This window comes from Roseibium sp. RKSG952 (genome assembly GCF_009711355.1).
This window is the reverse complement of record NZ_SMMF01000935.1, coordinates 1-17,532: the sequence shown is the minus strand read 5'-3', so window position 1 is coordinate 17,532 and position 17,532 is coordinate 1. Positions and strand designations below refer to the sequence as shown.

Annotated in this window: 20 protein-coding genes, 1 tRNA gene and 1 pseudogene; 8 read left to right on the top strand and 14 right to left on the bottom strand. The window is 55.0% G+C overall.

What is annotated here, in order from left to right:
* Positions 1 to 141 precede the first annotated feature (141 nt).
* Both E1297_RS26140 and E1297_RS26135 read right to left on the bottom strand, forming a co-directional pair.
* Positions 142 to 218 (bottom strand) — tRNA-His (locus tag E1297_RS26140).
* Between the two features lie 47 nt (positions 219 to 265).
* Positions 266 to 748 (bottom strand): GNAT family N-acetyltransferase, encoded by a 483-nt coding sequence (locus tag E1297_RS26135; RefSeq protein WP_155143449.1) that lies wholly within the window; start codon positions 746 to 748, stop codon positions 266 to 268.
* A 79-nt stretch (positions 749 to 827) separates the two neighbouring features.
* Between E1297_RS26135 and E1297_RS26130 the strand changes: the two genes are divergently transcribed.
* On the top strand, positions 828 to 1,016 hold the full coding sequence (locus E1297_RS26130) for a DUF6324 family protein (protein ID WP_155143447.1): 189 nt from the start codon (positions 828 to 830) through the stop codon (positions 1,014 to 1,016).
* Positions 1,017 to 1,020: 4 nt separating this feature from the next.
* Here E1297_RS26130 and E1297_RS26125 read toward each other — a convergent pair whose 3' ends face one another.
* Positions 1,021 to 1,449, bottom strand: a complete 429-nt coding sequence (locus tag E1297_RS26125) for an MmcB family DNA repair protein (protein ID WP_209016007.1) — start codon at positions 1,447 to 1,449, stop codon at positions 1,021 to 1,023.
* A 116-nt stretch (positions 1,450 to 1,565) separates the two neighbouring features.
* On the opposite strand from E1297_RS26125, the gene E1297_RS26120 reads away from it, so the two are divergent.
* Together E1297_RS26120 and E1297_RS26115 are read left to right on the top strand one after the other, a co-directional pair.
* Positions 1,566 to 1,886 carry a helix-turn-helix transcriptional regulator gene (locus tag E1297_RS26120; protein ID WP_155143443.1) on the top strand — a complete coding sequence of 107 codons (321 nt, stop codon included), beginning with the start codon at positions 1,566 to 1,568 and terminating at the stop codon, positions 1,884 to 1,886.
* Complete coding sequence (locus E1297_RS26115) at positions 1,883 to 2,308, top strand: SRPBCC domain-containing protein (RefSeq protein ID WP_155143441.1); 426 nt, start codon at positions 1,883 to 1,885, stop codon at positions 2,306 to 2,308. The genes E1297_RS26120 and E1297_RS26115 overlap by 4 nt, the downstream gene beginning before the upstream one ends.
* Positions 2,309 to 2,522: 214 nt before the next feature.
* On the opposite strand, the gene E1297_RS26110 is transcribed toward E1297_RS26115, so the two are convergent.
* From E1297_RS26110 to ribB, 4 genes and pseudogenes are all read right to left on the bottom strand, one after another.
* Positions 2,523 to 2,828, bottom strand: coding sequence for a hypothetical protein (locus tag E1297_RS26110; RefSeq protein WP_155143439.1), 306 nt, complete (start codon positions 2,826 to 2,828; stop codon positions 2,523 to 2,525).
* Positions 2,829 to 2,887: 59 nt separating this feature from the next.
* Positions 2,888 to 3,370, bottom strand: coding sequence for a transcription antitermination factor NusB (gene nusB, locus E1297_RS26105; protein WP_155143437.1), 483 nt, complete (start codon positions 3,368 to 3,370; stop codon positions 2,888 to 2,890).
* 71 nt (positions 3,371 to 3,441) lie between these two features.
* A pseudogene (locus E1297_RS26100) lies at positions 3,442 to 3,918 on the bottom strand (6,7-dimethyl-8-ribityllumazine synthase); the annotation flags it as partial.
* Positions 3,919 to 3,920: 2 nt separating this feature from the next.
* Positions 3,921 to 5,042 (bottom strand): 3,4-dihydroxy-2-butanone-4-phosphate synthase, encoded by a 1,122-nt coding sequence (gene ribB, locus E1297_RS26095; protein WP_155143433.1) that lies wholly within the window; start codon positions 5,040 to 5,042, stop codon positions 3,921 to 3,923.
* A 410-nt stretch (positions 5,043 to 5,452) separates the two neighbouring features.
* Between ribB and E1297_RS26090 the strand changes: the two genes are divergently transcribed.
* A complete protein-coding gene (locus tag E1297_RS26090) occupies positions 5,453 to 6,550 on the top strand; it encodes a phosphatase PAP2 family protein (RefSeq protein WP_209016006.1) in 1,098 nt (365 codons plus the stop codon).
* On the opposite strand, the gene E1297_RS26085 is transcribed toward E1297_RS26090, so the two are convergent.
* Positions 6,508 to 7,107, bottom strand: coding sequence for a riboflavin synthase (locus E1297_RS26085; protein WP_155143431.1), 600 nt, complete (start codon positions 7,105 to 7,107; stop codon positions 6,508 to 6,510). The two genes, E1297_RS26090 and E1297_RS26085, sit on opposite strands and share 43 nt — an antisense overlap.
* A 151-nt stretch (positions 7,108 to 7,258) precedes the next feature.
* Between E1297_RS26085 and E1297_RS26080 the strand changes: the two genes are divergently transcribed.
* From E1297_RS26080 to E1297_RS26070, 3 genes are all read left to right on the top strand, one after another.
* A complete protein-coding gene (locus E1297_RS26080) occupies positions 7,259 to 8,557 on the top strand; it encodes a capsule biosynthesis protein (RefSeq protein ID WP_155143429.1) in 1,299 nt (432 codons plus the stop codon).
* Positions 8,558 to 8,644: 87 nt separating this feature from the next.
* Positions 8,645 to 9,778 carry a polysaccharide biosynthesis/export family protein gene (locus E1297_RS26075; protein ID WP_209016005.1) on the top strand — a complete coding sequence of 378 codons (1,134 nt, stop codon included), beginning with the start codon at positions 8,645 to 8,647 and terminating at the stop codon, positions 9,776 to 9,778.
* A 3-nt stretch (positions 9,779 to 9,781) separates the two neighbouring features.
* Positions 9,782 to 11,782 (top strand): capsular polysaccharide biosynthesis protein, encoded by a 2,001-nt coding sequence (locus E1297_RS26070; RefSeq protein ID WP_155143428.1) that lies wholly within the window; start codon positions 9,782 to 9,784, stop codon positions 11,780 to 11,782.
* 8 nt (positions 11,783 to 11,790) lie between these two features.
* Here E1297_RS26070 and ribD read toward each other — a convergent pair whose 3' ends face one another.
* From ribD to E1297_RS26045, 5 genes are all read right to left on the bottom strand, one after another.
* The gene (ribD, locus tag E1297_RS26065) at positions 11,791 to 12,891 is read right to left on the bottom strand and encodes a bifunctional diaminohydroxyphosphoribosylaminopyrimidine deaminase/5-amino-6-(5-phosphoribosylamino)uracil reductase RibD (RefSeq protein ID WP_170332801.1); all 1,101 of its coding nucleotides are present in this window, start codon (positions 12,889 to 12,891) and stop codon (positions 11,791 to 11,793) included.
* Positions 12,888 to 13,358: a transcriptional regulator NrdR gene (gene nrdR, locus E1297_RS26060; RefSeq protein ID WP_155143426.1), complete on the bottom strand. Its 471-nt coding sequence runs from the start codon at positions 13,356 to 13,358 to the stop codon at positions 12,888 to 12,890. Before nrdR ends, ribD begins: the two co-directional genes overlap by 4 nt.
* 121 nt (positions 13,359 to 13,479) lie before the next feature.
* Positions 13,480 to 13,893, bottom strand: coding sequence for a secondary thiamine-phosphate synthase enzyme YjbQ (locus tag E1297_RS26055; RefSeq protein WP_155143424.1), 414 nt, complete (start codon positions 13,891 to 13,893; stop codon positions 13,480 to 13,482).
* Positions 13,894 to 14,397: 504 nt separating this feature from the next.
* Complete coding sequence (locus E1297_RS26050; RefSeq protein WP_155143422.1) at positions 14,398 to 14,943, bottom strand: DUF4166 domain-containing protein; 546 nt, start codon at positions 14,941 to 14,943, stop codon at positions 14,398 to 14,400.
* A gap of 3 nt (positions 14,944 to 14,946) precedes the next feature.
* Positions 14,947 to 15,402, bottom strand: coding sequence for a thiol-disulfide oxidoreductase DCC family protein (locus E1297_RS26045; protein WP_368669680.1), 456 nt, complete (start codon positions 15,400 to 15,402; stop codon positions 14,947 to 14,949).
* Between the two features lie 369 nt (positions 15,403 to 15,771).
* Between E1297_RS26045 and E1297_RS26040 the strand changes: the two genes are divergently transcribed.
* Positions 15,772 to 16,800 (top strand): AraC family transcriptional regulator, encoded by a 1,029-nt coding sequence (locus E1297_RS26040; RefSeq protein ID WP_155143418.1) that lies wholly within the window; start codon positions 15,772 to 15,774, stop codon positions 16,798 to 16,800.
* A 176-nt stretch (positions 16,801 to 16,976) separates the two neighbouring features.
* Here the strand turns inward: E1297_RS26040 and E1297_RS26035 are convergent.
* Positions 16,977 to 17,532: sigma-70 family RNA polymerase sigma factor (locus tag E1297_RS26035; RefSeq protein WP_155143417.1), on the bottom strand; the 556-nt coding region annotated here is incomplete at its 5' end.

Below are 17,532 nucleotides of genomic sequence, written 5' to 3'. Positions count from 1 at the left end.
ATCATCAACCGCGTCGTATCCAAGGATGCGGCGCGGTAATTCGTTGCCTCGAAAATCAGGCAGCACCCACAAATCCCTCTAAAAGCAGAATTGTAGCGATCAAAGCCACGAAGCTTTGTGAGAGTGTTGATATATGTGAGATGGTACCGCCTCCCTGGCTTGAACAGGGGACCTCTGGATCCACAATCCAGCGCTCTAACCAACTGAGCTAAGGCGGCACTTGTGAGGGGCGATGTACCCAACGCGCACGGGGAATGCAAGAGGATTAAAGCTGAATTTTCCAGCTTTGTTCGACAAGATCGACACCAAAGGAATGGACCGGTTTGCTCTCCATCAGCTGCCAACCATTCGCCCTATATAATGCACAAGCTGCCCGGTGACTTTCATGTGTCCAAAGGGCCATTTCACGGTATCCCGCCTGTCGGGCAAATCTCATGCAGGTCTCCAGCAGGCGCCTACCCAAACCCAATCCTCGCGCTTCGGGAACCAAAAGGAACAACCTCAATTTCGCGGTATTCTTACCGAGTGCGACGCAGAAAATGCTGCCCAGCCGCTCCCCTGCCCGCTCAGCGATCCATCCTTGTTCTCGCTTGGGGTCATGATCTGCAATGAACTCATCCAGAATACGCGCAACAAGCGGACCGAATGTATGGTCAAATCCTTCATCCTGCGCATAAAGCGTGCCGTGCCTTTCAACCAGCCAAGGCGCATCATCGGCACGAAATGGTCTGAGTACGATGTCATCCATGTTCCCATCAGACCCCATAGGCCGCTTGATTCTCAACCCGTTGCGCGCTAGCAGGAACGCTCAGTCCCCGGAGGCGAACATGAGCATCAACACCGAACGCGACATCGAAGCAAACCTGCAGATTGGTCCAACTGACCATGGCATGGTGCGCCTGTTCATCGAAGCGGACAATCTTGAAATCCCCATGGATTTCGACCCCGAAGAGGCCGAAGAAATCGCCGAGGAAATTCGTGCGGCTGCTCAGGCAGCGCGGGCCGTTAAAGACTGACCTCTTAGACGCGGGGATCTCGCAGTGTTTGCAACCTGCGTGCCGCATCTGTTGCAAACTTCTGAATCATTTTCTTTCGGCGCGCCGGGGCCACTTTGGCCTCTGGTCCCATACGGATTATCTCTGCGTCATAGGCATCCGCAATGATCAGACCTGTTTCAGGCGGCAGCAGGTCCACCGGAAACTCGGTATCGACGGCCCAAAAGAATCGGTCACACCATTCCAGATAGCCCTGCCATTTGGAATCCGACTGATAATCAGCTCGACCGGATTTACATTCAATCACCCATAGCTCGCCTTTGGGACCCAGGCCCATTACGTCCACGCGCAAGCCGCGGGCAGGAACGAATTCTTCAATCGAAACATAACCATGGGTCGTCAGGTGTCGTGAAACACCTCGGGCCAGTTTTTGTCCGGGTTGCAGATCTAGCATCATCCCACGAATGTGAACAATTAGTGAACAAAAATCAAGTCTCGACACCCTCTTGACATGATACCATTTAGTATCTCATTAATATGATACCAAATGGTATCTCAATGAGGTTTACCATGAATACACAGACCCAAAACGCGTTCCGCGCTCTTGCCGATCCAACCCGTCGGGACATAGTTCAGATGCTTGCGGTCGAGGATATGACCATCGCGCAACTGACAGATCGTTTCGATATGACCCGTGCCGCTGTCAAAAAGCACCTGACGGTACTGTCGGACGGCGGGCTTATTTCGGTTGAAGCAAGAGGCCGGGAACGCATCAACCGACTTGAACCAAAGGGCATGGCCCCTGTTCTGGACTGGCTCAGCTACTTTGACCAGTTCTGGGATGAACGCCTGGCCGATCTCAAGAAAGCTATTGAAGGAACCCAGAAATGACCCAAGCAGTATTGCAGAAATCGATCTTTTTACGCGCCACTCCGGAAACGGTATGGGACTATCTGACAAAGCCCGAGCGGTTGGCCGAGTGGTTTCACAAACCGGAGCGCCCACTTGCGACAGGACAAAAGCTTGAGATGTACGGAACAACCAGCGGCGACCTTCTGATTTGGGGTGAAGTACGCGAGGCGCGACCGCCCGAATATCTGGAATATACCTTCACAGTTAAACCGATGGGCGACGCCGTTAGCACCGTCAAATGGACACTGGAGCCCGTGGCTGGAGGTACGCGCCTAGGATTGGTGCACGAAGGTCTGCCTCAGGGCGCAGACGCATTTGGTCTGATACTGTCGCTGGATAGTGGCTGGGATGAGCATTTCGTCAAAATGCGCACTGCCCTACACGAAACCGTTGATGCGTGACCCCTTGTGCAAACCCGCCGCACACCCTACTTAGGCGCGTGGCGGGTTCTGCCCTTCTCGTGACAGGCAGCATTCCGGTGGCCTTAAGCAATTCCGAGGGAGCTGGCTCTGTTCAGGTCCTGGCCTGATTACCTGGCGCCCACCTGTATATACAGGTCCTCGGGAATCAAAGCCCCACGGTTGACTGGTGGTCCCGCCACATTTTCCTTGAAAATCAGCGCGCTGATTTCGCCTCTTGTTTGACGACAGCCGGTTCAAAGCTGTGCACAACAGGCGATCCACGACGCGGTCCGCCGGGCTTTTCGGCCATGCTCATGATCTTGTAGCCGAACTGAACGCCAGCAAAAACGATCCCGTTCATGAACCAGATCATCGCCAACGCGATCAGGCCGATTTCAGAGCTGGTGATCAGGTGGCGTAGATTTGCGACGTTCAGGGCCAGTAGCACCCCGACAAACACAGCCGAGATAACAAAACCCCAGGCGACTTGCGTGATGTATAGGCGGATCAGTTTGGGCATGATGAACCTCATTGCGCTATGACATTCAGGTTAGCGCATATCTGGTTCGGGTAAAGGCGTCAGAATGCCTCGGGTTGCGCCTCACGCGCCATGTGATCCAGCACTGCGTTGACGAATTTCGGCTCTTTCCCTTCAGGGAAAAACGCGCGTGCGACGTCGACGAATTCGGTGATGACTACCTTGGGGGGCGTGTCGCTCTGTGTCAGCTCGGCCCCGGCTGCCCGGAACAGTGCGCGCAAAGTCGGATCAATCCGGGAAATCGGCCATTTCGCCACCAGCGCTCGGTCGGTCATCTGATCGATCGGCGCCTGATAGTTCACTGCATCATCCACGAGTTTGCGGAAAACGCTGATGTCACCATCCAGCATTTCCTCACCCTCATAGACAGCGCCGAACCGGTGATCCAGAAACTCGTTTACAACCTGCTCGATCGTTTGCCCGGACTGCTCCATCTGGAACAGGGCCTGCACGGCATAGAGCCGCGCGGCAGACTTCATAAGTCGTTTCTGATTGGCCGGCTTCGGCGCGTCTGTCTGGGTCATGCTGTCGTGGGTCCGTTGCTATCGCCCGCCACAAGGATGGACTCGGACGGCGGCTTGAATCCGACGCCCTTTTTGGAAGAGCCCCACTTACGGCTGAGCGCGATCAGATGCAAGGCCGCAGCAGCGGCTCCGCCACCTTTATTCATCTTTTTAGGATTTGCGCGGACTTCAGCCTGATCGTCATTTTCGACGGTTAAGATACCATTGCCGATACACAGCCCCTGAAGACCCATCAACTGGATCGCACGGCTAGAATCGTTGCAGACCGTCTCGTAATGCGTGGTCTCACCGCGAATGACGCAGCCCAGCGCGACATAGCCGTCGAAGTTGCACTGGCGATCAGCCATCGCGATGGCAGTGGGGATTTCCAGCGCACCGGGCACCTCAACCACTTCGCATGTGCCGCCTGCCGCTTCGATCTCGGCCTTGGCACCAGCTACCAGATTGTCCGCAACAGCACGATAGAACGGTGCCACAACGATCAGCAGTTTCACCGGCTTGTCGAATGTTGGTGTCGGCAGCACGCCGTGTTTGTCTTGTTCAGCCACGATCAGTCATCCTTGAGAATTGAGCGGGTCCCCACAATCGACAGCCCAAAGGCATCTAGGCCCAGATATACGGTTTCCGGCGAGTCGGTCAGCAATACGAGTTCCTGAATGCCCATCTTCGACAGAATCTGCGCACCCAGACCGGTTTGTTTGATAGTGCGCGGTCCTTCGTCATCAGCTGCATAGAGCGAGTTGCGCGGTTGGCGGAAAAGGCAAACAACGCCGCGGCCTTCGGCAGCAATCTTTTCCATCGCCCGCGGCAATTCCTGCGGGGATTTCGGCCCGAGCCCCAGAATATCCGGCGCTTCATGTAGCGCGTGTGTCCGGGTCAGTACCGGCTCGGGCGTGGTGATGTCGCCCTTGATCATGACCACATGCTCAATGCCGTGTGTCTGATCGGTGAACAGCCGCATCTCCCACTCGCCGCCATATTCCGAGGTCACCATCTCACGCGATGTCTCAACCACGAGATTGTCGTTGCGGGACCGATAGCTGATCAGATCGCTGATCGTGCCGATCTTCATGTCGTGTTCTTTGGCAAAAGCAACCAGATCGGGCAAACGCGCCATGGTGCCGTCAGGCTTCATGATCTCGCAGATCACACCCGAGGGGTTCAGCCCCGCCAGCCGCGAGATATCTACCGCAGCTTCGGTATGTCCGGCCCGAACCAGTACCCCGCCCCGCTTGGCACGAAGCGGGAAAATATGTCCGGGCGTTGCGATTTGAGCCATGGTGTTCTGCTCATTGATGGCGGTCGCAACAGTCAGCGCCCGGTCGGCAGCCGAGATGCCCGTAGACACGCCTTCACGGGCCTCGATGGAAACGGTGAACGCGGTCTCATGGCGCGACGAGTTGTTCACAGCCATCATCGGCAATCCCAGACTATCAATCCGCTCCGCTGTCATCGGCAGGCAGATGAGCCCCCGGCCATGGGTAGCCATGAAGTTGATGGCATCCGCATCCGCAAACTCTGCGGCAATGACCAGATCGCCTTCGTTCTCACGATCCTCATGATCGACCAGAATGTACATACGGCCTTTGCGTGCCTCTTCGATGATCTCTTCGATCGGGCTGATCGCATCACGCAGCTGGGCCTCGACCGGTCCGGGTGTTTCAAAGCTCATTGGGCAGCCTTTCGCAGAGCAGGTGTTGCTGCGCGGGATAGACCAGTACGGCGCCAAACACCAGACCACAGACGCAACGGCGGCATATGATCATTGTTTCCAACCGATGCCATCATCACGCGACCAGAGGCATGGGCATCGGACAGGCCCCCACCGGACAAGCCGAACACCCCACAAGCGGAACAGTCCCGGCAAATAGCAACCGCGTACTGAAACATGTCTCAACCCAGAATTGGCGACGCATGAAATACTCTGGGTGCAATAGCTAGTGCCCGCAGTACTGTGTTCGAAATGGAAACACAGCGTTCTCGCATGCCCCAGAATAGCCCAACTCTGGCCCTCGCCGGGCCAAAGTATGAACGCACCTTAGGCAGGCGTTCAAACTCGGTCGTCATGTGTGGGCATAATAGATGAATAGTGCTGATGTCTTTAACCAGCCATCTCAGGCAAATGGTCTGTTCTCATCTATCCTGCGGAACAGGTTGCTATTGATCATAATAGCCCTCCACGTCATCGGAGGTGCCGTCATAAGCCACTTTGCAGGCCTGCCCTACTGGACCGTATTGGGCTTTAGTCTTGTCGAGATCGTGGGACGCCTGATCAAATATGCCATCGTTATTGGGGCCATATTCTTTGTCTTCAGGTTCGTATACGCCGCGATTTGGATCAGACCCGCAAAACCCATTCAATGGATGATGCAGGATACACGCAAGTACATCGCAAGGAACATAACTCTGGTCGACGGCACCGTGTGTTTTTTGTCCATCGGCTTTTTGATTACCAGCTTCACCTGCCTGAAAAACATCATCGTCCTGATAAACCCGTTTTCGTGGGACCCATTCTTTGCTGAACTGGATCGAACCCTGCACGGTGGCTATGACGTTTGGCTGCTGTTGTGGCCGGTGTTCGGGAACACCACTCTGACGACGGTGCTGAATGTCGCCTATCATCTCTGGTTCGCGCTGATCTATCTGACCTTGTTTGCCGCCTGTTTTGACAAGCGCGACACTCAGCGCGGAATGACCTATCTGGTGGCCTTTGCTTTGGTGTTCATTGTTGGAGGCAACTTGCTGGCCACAGTCTTTGCATCAGTCGGTCCAGTCTACTACGAGCATTTCGGATTTGGGGACACCTACGTCCAGCAAATGCAAAATCTGTATGACCTTGATCGGATAAGCCCCGTCTGGGCCCTGCAGGTTCAGGAAAGATTATTGGCCGAATTCAGCGGTGGGGGCGTGATAAAGGGCATATCTGCCATGCCCAGCATGCACGTGGCATCCAGCGTGCTAATGGCGCTTTTCGCATTCCAATATTCGCGCTGGCTGGGCTGGGCATTTTCGATTTTCGCCATCATGATCCAGATCGGATCGGTCCACCTAGCGTGGCACTATGCTGTCGATGGCTATCTCGGAGCGATAATCGCGTTGGCGTGCTGGTGGCTCGCCAACGCGTTGACCAAAAGGTATTATTCTGCGCCTGCGTTAGCACTTGCAAGCCGCGCGACATAACGTGCCAGAGTGTCAATCTCCAAATTGATCCGATCACCGACCGCGACATCGCCCCAGGTTGTGACCTCTTTGGTGTGTGGAATAAAGTTGATGCCAAACTCGCGGCCTTCCACGTCGTTCACAGTAAGGGATGTTCCGTTCAACGCCACAGATCCCTTGGGGGCGATAAAGCGGGCCAGATCAGCGGGGGCCCGCAGCACAACCCGTGTACTGTCCCCCTCGTCCTCTACCGACACCACATCAGCTACGCCGTCCACGTGGCCTGAAACGATATGCCCCCCAAGTTCGTCGCCAACCTTCAGGGCGCGTTCGAGGTTTACCCGCTTTCCAACCTGCCATTTGTCGAGATTGGTTTTTGAAACCGTTTCGGCACTGATCTGCACGTCGTACCAGTCATCACCCAGTGCGATGACAGTCAAACAGACGCCATCGCTGGCAATTGACGCGCCGATATCAATCGTTGCCGTGTCATAGTCGGTTCGGATCCGAGCTCGAAGATCGCCCTGCTGTTCCAGCTCGACGATTGTACCGATGTCGGTGACGATCCCTGTAAACATTCTGTTAACCCTCTGAGCCTAGCTTGTTCCCGATATCAACGCCGAGGTAAGGCCATGGCACGCACTGAGCAAGCCCCGGCTTGCCCGGAATGCCGTAAACAGGCATAATTTTATTAATAAACACGAAAAGATCAGAGTTCGAGCAGCAGAAATGCCCTTTGCACAGATCAATCCGGACAGCCGCGTGTTTCTGTTCTTGCAGGGACCACATGGTCCGTTTTTCAGCAAGCTTGGACGATCGCTGCGTACCACCGGTGCAAAAGTGTTACGTGTCGGATTCAACGCGGGTGACGAGGCATTCTGGTTTGATCGAGATACCTACATCCCATACCGGAACCCACCCGAAGACTGGCCCGCGACGTTGACGGATCTCATCATCGCGAATGACGTGACTGATATTGTTCTATATGGCGACATCCGTCCCATTCACGCACGCGCTATCGAAACTGCGAAGTCACGGGGCATAACCGTTCACGTTTTCGAAGAAGGGTACCTACGCCCTTGGTGGATAACTTATGAGCGAGGTGGATCGAACGGCAATTCGCGCCTTATGGACCTGAGCGTCGAACAGATGCAGCTCGCTCTTGAACAATCCGACACGCAGACGCCCCCGCCGCCTTCTCATTGGGGGGACATGCGCCAGCACATCTTTTACGGTGCTTTGTACCATGGATTAGTCATGTTCCTGAATCACAGGTACCGAAGCTTTCGCCCGCATCGCGAACTGCCTGTATCCAAAGAATTCAGGTTATATTTCAAACGCCTGGCCCTGATGCCCATTCATCGCTTACAGCGCAGCTGGGCGACTGCCCGTGTCAGGCGAGGCGGTTTTCCCTATCACCTCGTGTTGTTGCAACTGGGGCACGACAGCTCGGTTCAAGCGCATTCAGACTATTCTGGCATGTCCGATTTTCTTGAGCAGGTCATTTCCGGGTTCGCAGAAGGTGCCCCGCTTCACCACCACCTGGTCGTCAAAGAGCACCCTTTGGAAAACCACCGCGAACCGCTGAGAAAACGCGTTCGCGAAATGGCAACAGCACATGGCATATCCAACCGGGTGCATTATGTGCCGGGCGGCAAGCTCGCCAAACTGCTTGATGACGCAAGTTCGGCAGTCACTGTCAACTCGACCGCCGGGCAACAGGTGTTGTGGCGCGGCATTCCGTTACGCATCTTTGGCCGGTCCGTTTATGACAAGCCCGAGTTTGTATCTCAGCAGTCAGTGGCAGAGTTCTTTGCGACCCCCGCAGCTCCTGACAGCGATGCATACAAGCGTTATCGACAGTTTCTTTTGGAAACCAGCCAGGTGCCGGGTGGCTTCTACTCCCGGCGCGGTCGGCGACAGTTGCTGCGTCGCGCCACAGATATGATGCTGCGCGCAAACGACCCATATCAATCCATGATGAACGATACAGCGGCCATGACGCCACAGTTGAAAATCGTTGAGTGACATTGGCAACCTGTCGCTGGATGTTGTGGGCTGAAACAGTTAGCCTGCCCAAAACAGGCAACCAAAGACGTTTGAGGAATATCGGCAGTGCAGCGCTTTGCAATCCGTTGGGTACGGGGAGTATCCTTTGTCGCCGTATGTGGCTTGCTGGCGGCGTGCCAGCTTCCAAAGTCAGGTCCAAACAAGAATGAAATCCTAGCGGGCTCCACTGCAAATGGTGGAAATGCATTTGTGGTCGAAGTGGATGACAGGGTCGCGGAAGCAACTTCTGCAATCCCGCAATTTGGTTTTTCTTCCACATTTACAAGCGCGCAAAGTCTTACCGCAGATACAGTTCGTCCCGGTGACGTGTTGGGGCTTTCAATCTGGGAAAACGTCGACGACGGTTTGCTGACCAGCGATCTGGGCGGGGCAACCATCCTCGATCAGGTTCAGGTGGACAGCGATGGATTCATTTTTGTCCCCTACGCAGGCCGTCTCCGTGCAGCGGGCAATACGCCCGAGCAGCTGCGTGCCCTGATTTCCAGCAAACTGGATGAACAAACACCAGATCCACAGGTTCAGGTACGCCGCATTGCAGGCGACGGATCAACGGTATCTTTGTCGGGAACGATCGGTGCGCCCGGCATCTACCCGATCGAGCGCCCGAGCCGCACTTTGTCGGGTATGCTGGCGCAGGCAGGGGGCGTGGCAGTCGCCTCAGACATTGCCTTGGTCACCGTGATCCGCGGCAATCAACGCGGTACCATCTGGTATAATGACCTGTTCCGAAACCCCAAGAGCGATATCGCCTTACGCGGCGGTGATCGTATTCTTGTTGAACAGGATTCCCGTTCGTACATTGCCTTGGGTGCGACCGGCGGTCAGTCCCGCGTTGCCTTTGAAAGTCAGGATTTGTCCGCGCTGGAAGCTCTGGCACAGGTCGGCGGTCTGCAATCGTTGTCTTCTGACCCAACCGGTATCTTTGTCTTGCGAGACGAACGTCAGGATATCGCACGAAAAGTTATGGGACGACCCGACCTGCAGGGAGAGCAACGCATGATCTACCTGCTGAATCTGACAGCACCCAATGGTCTGTTTGTTGCACGCGATTTCGTAATTCGCGACGACGACACCATCTATGTAACCGAAGCGCCTTATGCACAGTGGACCAAATCCATCTCACTCATTGCAGGTGGATTGACGCCGCTGGCGAATGTTAAAACGCTGACAGGTAATTGATGGATGCACCCAGAGTTGGAACAGTCGGCCGGGAGTGAACGCTCTCGGTTGTTTGTTTATAATGGCGGCTTTCTGAAGCAACGCCGGGTTCGCCGAATACTGGCACTGGCAGGATACGATGTTCGGTTGGGCCTGCCAAAAGACGGCGATATGGTAGGTGTTTGGGGCAACAGCCCGACCGCGTATCGTGGATTGAATGTCGCGCAAAAGTACACAAGCCCAATTCTCCGTGTTGAGGATGCCTTTCTCAGGTCACTGCATCCGGGACGAGACGGAGAAGCTCCACTTGGTTTGCTGCTTGACCGAGAAGGCGTGCACTTTGATCCAACCAGCCCGTCTGATCTCGAAAACCTGTTATCAAAACACCCGCTTGATGACACGGCCCTGCTTAATCGTGCACGCGAGGCGATGGAGAGAATAGGTGAGTTTCATCTTAGCAAGTATTCAGCCTTTGACCTGAACCTCGCCCCTCCTGCCCCGGGTTATGTTCTGGTTGTGGACCAGACGCAGGGCGATGCAGCTGTCACTGCGAGCGGAGGTGATCACGCGAAGTTTCGCGAAATGCTGGTCATCGCTCAAGAGGAGAACCCCGGTGCGCGCGTGATCATCAAATCACACCCGGAAACACTTGCTGGACATCGCACGGGGTATTTCTCGGATCAGGATCTGTCTGATCGCGTGTCGCTGTTACGCGATCCAATTAGCCCATGGTCACTGCTGGAAGGTGCTGTTGGGGTTTACACCCTTTCTTCTCAACTCGGTTTCGAAGCAATACTGGCCGGTCATAAGCCCCGCGTATTCGGACAGCCGTTTTACGCCGGTTTGGGACTGACACAGGATCAGGATACTTTACCGAACCGCCGACGCACTCTGACTCGAGCGCAGCTATTTGCGGCGGCCATGATTTTGTACCCGACCTGGTACGATCCCTATCGGGACCAGCTTTGCGAAATCGAAACCGTATTGAACACACTGGAGGCGCAAACAGGTGCCTGGCGGCAAGACCACAAGGGCTGGACTGCGTCCGGAATGAGACTGTGGAAGCGTAAACACCTCCAAAAGATGTTTGGACGGTACCACAAGCTTCGCTTCACCAGCGGTCCAACTAGATCTTCCGAAAAGCCGCATATGGTTTGGGCCAGTCAGGATCGTGATGCAGAAGATATCGTTCGCATCGAAGATGGCTTTCTGCGATCTCGCGGTCTGGGTGCCAGTCTTGTACCCCCCCTTTCTCTGGTCACAGATGATCTTGGCATCTACTACGACCCGACCCGGCCCAGCCGGCTTGAAGAATTGATATCCGCCCGGGAAACGCTTCGCCCGGATCAAGAACAGCGCGCTGAGCGGCTTATCACCCGCCTGACGTCATTGGGCTTAAGCAAATACAACATCGGCAGTTCAATTCCTTCATTGCCCGAAGGGCATCGCATTCTTGTGGCGGGTCAAGTGGAGGATGACGCATCCATTCTGCTGGGCACCAGTACAGTACGCACAAATTTAGATCTGCTGCGCACTGCGCGCGAAGCGAACCCTGATGCGGTCCTGATCTACAAACCCCATCCCGACGTTGAGGCTGGTCTGCGCGACGGAAAAGTTGAAGCTCATGATTGGGCGGATGTTATCGCGACCGATGTCGATCCGGCGTTATTGTTGCCCGAGGTTCACGAAGTATGGACCATGACCTCGCTGTTGGGGTTCGAAGCGTTACTGCGCGGCGTCAAGGTGACAACTTTGGGCGCTCCATTTTACGCTGGCTGGGGTCTTACAACTGATCTTGGATCAGTTCCCGCCCGACGAGGTGCTCGTCCCTCTTTAATGGGGTTGGTTCATGCATCCCTGATCGACTATCCGCGCTACTATGATCCCGTTACCCGTCAACCGTGCCCTGTCGAGGTGGCTGTGGATCATCTTGCAGAAGGACATTCGCCTCAGGCAGGTCCGCTGAACCGGCTTCTGTCTAAGCTACAGGGTGCAATGGCCACACACGCGCATATCTGGCGCTAAACTGGTGCTCAGCGCGATGCGCGCCGCCAGCGATGCAGGATATCCCCACCGATTGCCTGTGTTTCAATCAACTCAAAGCGAGGGGCGCTTTCAAGCGTCTCCAGACCGAGTGATCCGACCGCAGGCAGACCCTCTGCACCGATGGTCAAACCAGCGCTGAAACCGACCAACTCATCGACAAGGTCATCAGCCAGTAGAGACGCGGCCAACGCTGCCCCACCCTCGCAGAACAATCGGGTCAATCCAGCTTGCCCGAGCTGTTGCAAGAGATCAGAGGCATCTATGTGATGATCGCTCAGAGCACAGGGTATCAGACGTGCGCCCAGCCCTTCCCATGCACGTGCGCGTTCAGCATCAGGTGCCGGCCCATGGCATAACCAGACCGGAGTTTCCTTGGCTGTGCGAGCGAGTTGTCCCATCAAAGGCAGATCCAGATGCCGTGAAACCACGACCCGCACGGGTTGCTGAGACACGCCGAGATCACGCACCGTCAGCGACGGGTCATCCGCACGAGCAGTCCCCGCACCAACCATCACAGCATCATGCCGCGCACGCATCGCATGTACGGCACGCCTGGCCTGAGGTCCGGTGATCCATTGGCTATGACCAGTGGAGGTAGCGATCCTGCCGTCAAAGCTGCTTGCCAGTTTTAGCGTGACGAACGGACGCCCCTGTTCGGTCTTGAGGAAAAAGCCTGCAAGATCCCATGCGGCTTGCTCCATCAAGACGCCCGTTGTGACCTCGATGCCAGCATCGCGTAGCATCGTAAAGCCCTGCCCGGCTACACGCGGATCACTGTCTTCGATGGCAGAGACAACACGCGCCACCCCAGCATCAATCAGGGCCTGCGCACAGGGAGGTGTCTGTCCATGATGCGAGCAGGGCTCGAGTGAGACGTAGGCGGTTGCACCACGCGCAGCTTCGCCCGCCTGTGCCAAGGCCTCGGTCTCGGCATGTGGACGACCACCTGGCTGCGTCCAACCACGTCCGATAATCCGACCATCACGAACGAGTACGCACCCGACGGACGGATTGGGCCAACACGTGCCTTGCCCGCGCCGCCCTAATGAAAGGGCCAACGCCATATATCGCTTATCAGTTTCGCTCACTCGTCCGTCGAAGGCTGCGGCGGACGCAGTTCGTGGACAAACTCCTCGAAGTCATCGGCCGCCTGGAAATTCTTGTAGACACTCGCAAAGCGAACATAGGCTACGGTATCGATCCGCGCCAGCGCCTCCATGACGATTTCACCGATTTTGTTGGATGGAATATCCGTATCGCCCATGCTTTCAAGACGGCGCACGATACCAGAGATCATCTGATCAATCCGGTCCGGCTCAACCGGGCGTTTCTGCATGGAAATGCGGATTGATCGTTCCAGCTTGTCGCGATCAAAATCTTCGCGCTTACCGTTTGTTTTTATCACAACCAGATCGCGCAGTTGAACGCGTTCATAGGTCGTGAAGCGGCCTCCGCAAGCGGGGCAGAACCGGCGCCTGCGGATCGCGACGTGATCCTCTGCCGGGCGTGAATCCTTGACCTGAGTATCGATATTTCCGCAAAACGGGCAGCGCATCCGCCGTCTCCTCGTCCCTTGTTCCGCCTCTTTTTGTAAGCACTACGGCTGACTTATCCACAACTATAGGCGACCCGCTAGGATTTGGGTAGTCGGAATTTTTCAACGCAAGATAAAGGGGTCAGGCGAGGTGCGCTGCCACCTTGCGCGCATGAGGTGCGCTGCGGTGTTCAAACAGATAGATGCCTTGCCATGTGCCCAATACCGGCTGCCCTTTGACAACAGGAATCGACAACGAAACCGGCATCATTGCCGCTTTGATATGGGCGGGCATATCATCAGGACCTTCATAGGTGTGCCGCAGATAAGACATTGAAGGATGATCCGAAGGCGGGACCAGACGCTCAAAAAATGCCTTCAAGTCCGTCTGAACCTCAGGGTCAGCGTTTTCCTGTATCAGCAATGAACACGAAGTATGGCGGACGAACAGCGTCAACAGCCCGTCCCCACCGACCGAGTCCAGCCAAGCACGAATTTCCGCAGTAAACTCATAGAGTCTTGAACCGCGCGTTTGAACAATGAACTCGGTCTGCATTTCAGCCTTTTACCAATGATTTATCTGTCTATGAAGGGCCGGAGATTGCAACGCCCGTTTGCCCCTTGTACCGACATGCTGTCACCGGGTTGAAAACCGGCAGAGACGAAACTGCCCTGTTGAGGTGTGCCACCAGTTGGGGCCTTAAGCGTAAACTGAACAGCCGTGCGGCGGCCGGTGGTAACACTGGGGCCGTAACCTCTCAGTACGTATATCCTCTGCTGCCATCCGGCACCTAGGGTTCGCCGTGCGAAATCAGCGGCAGCACACCAATAGCCATCCACATCTCTTCGAGTTCTTGGAATAACTTCAAAATCGGTGCTGTTGATCGCCTCGGTCCGATAACCGTTCGGGGCTGCACTTACCTCGATAGCTGCGCTCAGCGCCACCGCTGTGAGAACTGAAACTCTAACAATCTGTTTCATCATTAACATCTTTCCTATGTTGACCTGAAACAAAGACTAGTATGTCGCAATTATCAGGACAGTGAAGTTCACAATCATTTCAAACGTCGACCAGTTCCGCGTGAACCGGAGACAACCATCCCTGATATCTTATCAGCATGCCCAATCCGGGCACATCGGCTGAAACATCAAACCGAAATCGTCCCTCATCATCTTGCCATTCAACAGTATTGGAGCGCGGCAGAAGAAATCGCGGACACGGCACCCCAAGAACGTGAAGACGCAGAATTTCTATACTCAGTTTCTCACCACGCATGACGGGCTTCAACCAGATAGACAAAGCCCCGATCCGCTCATGCACACAGTCAAGGCGTGGGTCATAGGTCAGCTGAGATCGGGTTAAATGCGTGCCGAACTTCCGCTCCCAGATCCAGTTCTTTTCCTTGCTTACAACCTCGAGTGAGACTGGCGCGTCCTCTGATGCTGCCGGGAAACCGCCAAGTCTGAGCAATAGTGAGATCATCCCCCTCTCACCACGTTCAATCCGGCAACGCCCAACATAAGCGCCCGCCCCACTGTGCAATTGTCTGACGGCAGGTGGGACAGGTTCTCCTGTTGCAAGAGACACTAGAAACGGATCAGGCATTCTTCAGAACCCTTGCGGCAAAAATCGGGACCTGATCGCCTGATCGGGCACCATACAGGCGTCGTATCGACCGAAGAACTCATAACGATTTCGGGCAATGAAATTATACAATGGATCTTTGAGAATTGACGGCAAGAAGCGACAAATAGAAAGCACCGGCCAAGGGCCCGGCAGAACCCTCATGGCAGCGGCAAATGCATCCAGCTTTTGATAAACAACGCCCCTAACGATCACGAGATTGGTTTCGAAATCATCCATTGGCAAGCCGAGCTCTGAATAGAGTTTCTGTCCAACCGGGGATTGCGCCGTGGCAAAGCTGAACCGTTGGTTCCGGTCATGATTCAGCATGAAGCGGAAAAAGCGCGAACACAAAACGCATTCGCCATCGAATACGATGAGGTCGTCTTCATAACCCGTTATGAGAGATGAACTTTCCGGCAATCCTGATCTCTGCTGCACTACACACTCAGTCAAAACTGCCACGCCGGTCTGCACCCGGCAATGCGACAAGTAGGGCTGCCAAGGCATTGTTTCTTTCAGAGTGGAGACGTGTCGGGGAGCTTCGGACCGGTGATGTCCAGAGCTCAGCCTAATCCCCAAAAGGCACCGACCCGACACATCCTGTCATTTAGGAACCTGCCCGTGGATTCTCTTTCTCGAAACTGACAATGATTTGTGAGTATCGGTCAAAATGGCGCAGACGCATGATTACCGAGGCTGACGTTCTGCGGTTCAGAGGGAGGAAAAACCACCTCCAACAAAGCCATGTGTCCAAATTTTTCAAACTTGCTAATATGATATCTGGTTAAACAGGGTTCAGACTTCACGATGGATGTCGATGTTTCCAGAATCCATATGCTGATCAAGGCGCTGAATGAGCAGGCGCAGGATCGGCCACTTATTAGTCAGGTCATGAAAAACAGTGGCCTGAAACAGGAAGACATTGCCCCACCCGCAACTGTCTACAGCGCCCATGGCGAAGCATTGTTTGTCCGATACGCATGCGATGCATTGGATGACATTACATTCGGCGCCAGGTCTGGTTTGTTGGTTTCCTCCTCCTCCAGCCTGACAGCCTATATCAGCAAATACTCGCGCGATCTTCGCCAGGCCATGGAGAATGCAGGCCGGTTTCACAAGTTCATTGATCCGGCCATTGTTTTTAGCCTGCGTGTTTCAGGGAACTTCGCATCGCTGGAGGCTGACTGGAAAGACCCGAGCTTTGCCCGGTATCATCGGAGAACTGAATTTCTGATGTTTGCTGCGCTGGCGCGCATGCGCACGCTCACACAATCTAAAATCTACCCGATTGAGATTCGCTTTCAGCATGAGATCGGACATCACGAAGCGATTTACCAAAAAATCGACGGCTTCCCGGTGGTGTTTGGTGCGGAAAAAATGGAGATTGTCCTACCGCTCTCTGCCCTCGACATTGGTATTCCCACATATGACCCCAGCTTGCGCGCGCATCTGTTGGACTACGGGGAACGCCTGCTTGCCGAAAGCCAATCGACCAAGAACATGGTACGTGCACAAGTCGAGGGTCTGATCACACGCTCAATGCCGGGTCATGTCATTCCCGCCGAAGAAGCAGCAGCCCGCTTGGGAATGAGCCCGAGAACACTGACACGCCGCCTGCAATCCGAGGGGACCGGCTATCGCGAGGTCGTAGAAGACCTGCGATGCGATCTGGCTCAAACCTTTATCAAAAACGGAATGACATTGTCCGAGATCTCATACTCGCTTGGATACGCTGATCAAGCAGCGTTTTCGAATGCCTTTAAACGGTGGACTGGACAAGCACCGAGCACATTCAAAAAACGGGTTAGCCACCCCATCAATGTGTCGAAACGGTAACCGGGGGTCATCAGCTAGAATGCCTCGCCCCGGCCAGCCCCATGAGTGGACAGGAGAGACATAAAACCGGGACAACTCAATGCCTTGTGAAATCTCGCCAAAGTGATGTCACAGATGGCCACATGTTGGTGTTTGGCCAACAAAAAAAAGGCGCCTCAGATGAGGCGCCTTTGTTTTTACTGATCCAGGAAAGATCGTAATTTGCGCGACCGGCTGGGGTGCTTCAGCTTGCGGAGCGCCTTCGCCTCGATCTGACGGATACGCTCGCGGGTCACGCTGAACTGTTGACCAACTTCTTCCAGCGTATGGTCGGTGTTCATGCCGATGCCAAAGCGCATCCGCAGAACCCGTTCTTCACGCGGAGTAAGTGAGGCCAGAACCCGTGTGGTCGTTTCCTTGAGGTTTTCCTGAATAGCGCTGTCCAGTGGCAGCACGGCATTCTTGTCCTCGATGAAATCGCCCAGCTGGCTGTCTTCTTCGTCACCAATTGGCGTTTCGAGCGAGATTGGCTCCTTGGCGATTTTCATCACCTTGCGAACCTTCTCCAGCGGCATCTGCAGCTTTTCGGCCAGTTCTTCCGGTGTCGGTTCGCGGCCGATTTCGTGCAGCATCTGACGGCCGGTCCGGACCAACTTGTTGATCGTTTCGATCATGTGAACCGGAATACGGATGGTACGGGCCTGATCCGCGATGGAGCGCGTAATCGCCTGACGAATCCACCAGGTCGCATAG

Excerpts from the sequence above, each read along its gene's own strand:
- ribB (WP_155143433.1), bottom strand. The coding sequence starts at position 5,042 with ATGAGCTTTGAAACACCCGGACCGGTCGAGGCCCAGCTGCGTGATGCG.
- E1297_RS26135 (WP_155143449.1), bottom strand. The coding sequence starts at position 748 with ATGGATGACATCGTACTCAGACCATTTCGTGCCGATGATGCGCCTTGG.
- E1297_RS26040 (WP_155143418.1), top strand. The coding sequence starts at position 15,772 with ATGGATGTCGATGTTTCCAGAATCCATATGCTGATCAAGGCGCTGAAT.
- E1297_RS26130 (WP_155143447.1), top strand. The coding sequence starts at position 828 with ATGAGCATCAACACCGAACGCGACATCGAAGCAAACCTGCAGATTGGT.
- E1297_RS26070 (WP_155143428.1), top strand. The coding sequence starts at position 9,782 with ATGCACCCAGAGTTGGAACAGTCGGCCGGGAGTGAACGCTCTCGGTTG.
- E1297_RS26050 (WP_155143422.1), bottom strand. The coding sequence starts at position 14,943 with ATGCCTGATCCGTTTCTAGTGTCTCTTGCAACAGGAGAACCTGTCCCA.
- E1297_RS26115 (WP_155143441.1), top strand. The coding sequence starts at position 1,883 with ATGACCCAAGCAGTATTGCAGAAATCGATCTTTTTACGCGCCACTCCG.
- E1297_RS26125 (WP_209016007.1), bottom strand. The coding sequence starts at position 1,449 with ATGCTAGATCTGCAACCCGGACAAAAACTGGCCCGAGGTGTTTCACGA.
- E1297_RS26080 (WP_155143429.1), top strand. The coding sequence starts at position 7,259 with ATGCCCTTTGCACAGATCAATCCGGACAGCCGCGTGTTTCTGTTCTTG.
- E1297_RS26110 (WP_155143439.1), bottom strand. The coding sequence starts at position 2,828 with ATGCCCAAACTGATCCGCCTATACATCACGCAAGTCGCCTGGGGTTTT.
- nusB (WP_155143437.1), bottom strand. The coding sequence starts at position 3,370 with ATGACCCAGACAGACGCGCCGAAGCCGGCCAATCAGAAACGACTTATG.
- E1297_RS26090 (WP_209016006.1), top strand. The coding sequence starts at position 5,453 with ATGAATAGTGCTGATGTCTTTAACCAGCCATCTCAGGCAAATGGTCTG.
- E1297_RS26055 (WP_155143424.1), bottom strand. The coding sequence starts at position 13,893 with ATGCAGACCGAGTTCATTGTTCAAACGCGCGGTTCAAGACTCTATGAG.
- E1297_RS26120 (WP_155143443.1), top strand. The coding sequence starts at position 1,566 with ATGAATACACAGACCCAAAACGCGTTCCGCGCTCTTGCCGATCCAACC.
- E1297_RS26085 (WP_155143431.1), bottom strand. The coding sequence starts at position 7,107 with ATGTTTACAGGGATCGTCACCGACATCGGTACAATCGTCGAGCTGGAA.
- nrdR (WP_155143426.1), bottom strand. The coding sequence starts at position 13,358 with ATGCGCTGCCCGTTTTGCGGAAATATCGATACTCAGGTCAAGGATTCA.